This window comes from Streptomyces sp. NPDC044061 (assembly GCF_056434305.1).
In genome coordinates, this window is record NZ_JBWKFL010000175.1 from 1 (window position 1) to 1,560 (window position 1,560).

Below are 1,560 nucleotides of genomic sequence, written 5' to 3' on the forward strand. Positions count from 1 at the left end.
TCGCTCGCCCATTCGCCGAGCAAGCGGACAAGTCGGTTCGCCCCGACGGCAGCCAATCGGAACGAATTGGCACTCGATCGCGAGAGTTTCACGCGGTCATTATTAATCCCGTTCAGGGCCAAGCAGAAGGTCAGTGCCGCGATCAGATCGGGAGTTTTCATGCCACCCAGCATCGTGTTGGCTGGTTCCTTGGACACCAAGGGCGTCGAGTACGACTTCGCTCGCCAGCGCCTGATGCAGGCCGGGCTGGACGTCGTGCTTGTCGACACCAGTGTGCTGGGCGAACCCCTCCTGCGACCGGATATCGCGCGCGAAGAGGTCGCCAGGGCAGGAGGCGCCGACCACGGCGATCTCGTGCGTCAGCACGATCGCGGTGCTGCGCTTGCCGTGATGACCGCCGGCCTGACGCAGGTCATGCGACATCTCCACACACAAGACCGAGTCGCCGGCGCCTTCGCACTCGGGGGCACCGGCGGCACGTCGGTGGCGGCAGGCGCATTTCGTGTGCTGCCAGTGGGCGTACCCAAAATGATCGTCTCGACCGCCGCCTCAGGAAACACCGAGCAATACATCGGTGAAACCGATCTCGTGCTCGTGCCCAGCATCGTCGACATCGCTGGACTCAACCACATCTCCTCGACGATCATCGCCAACGCCGCAGCTGCTCTTGCCGGGATGGTGACCTCCGGCGCCCACGCCAAGCCCCCGCCACACGACAAGGCGCGCCCCCTCATCGCGGCCTCCATGTTCGGCGTGACCACTCCATGCGTCACACGGGCGCGCGAGCGGCTGGACTCACTCGGCTACGAGGTCGTCGTCTTCCACATGACAGGCTCGGGCGGCAGGGCGATGGAAGCGCTGGTTCGCCAGGGCTATTTCGCAGGCGTCCTGGACGTCACAACGACCGAGCTGGCCGACAACCTGATCGGCGGCGTCTTCGATGCCGGTGATACCCGGCTGACCGCGTGCGCCGAGTCAGGCATTCCGCAGGTCGTCTCGGTCGGAGCGCTCGACATGGTCAACTTCGGACCGCCGGAGACCGTGCCAGACGCCTTCCACGGCCGCAACCTCTATCGGCACAACTCGGGCGTGACGCTGATGCGGACGACCGCCGACGAGATGGAGCAGCTCGGACAAATCCTCGCCAGCCGTATCCGCGCCACGAAAGGTCCGACCACGGTCTTCCTCCCACTGCGAGGCGTTTCCGCCATCGACGTCGATGGCGAGCCGTTCGCGGACCGCGAAGCCGACCGCAGACTGTTCAAGGCCATCCGCACGGGATTGACCGGCGTGGACGTCGCGATCGACGAACGCGACACCGACATCAACGATCCCGACTTCGCGGACGCCATGGTCGACGCGCTGCATGAAGCGATCGTTTCCCGCTGATCCCCGCCTCGCCGCCGCGGGCCGGGTTCCACCCAAGGAAGGGTCCCACCGATGCCATTGATTCCCCGCTCAACCATCCTGGAGCGCCTCACCAGCAAACGGGCCGCGCGCAGGCCCATCGTCGGGGCGGGCGCCGGGACCGGTCTGTCTGCCAAGAGCGAAGAACGCGGG

General features: G+C 66.0%; 1 protein-coding gene. It reads left to right on the forward strand.

From position 1 onward, the window contains the following. Window positions 1-159: 159 nt before the first annotated feature. On the forward strand, window positions 160-1,389 hold the full coding sequence (locus tag AC07CM_RS50920) for a Tm-1-like ATP-binding domain-containing protein (protein WP_478883362.1): 1,230 nt from the start codon (window positions 160-162) through the stop codon (window positions 1,387-1,389). Window positions 1,390-1,560: the final 171 nt, after the last annotated feature.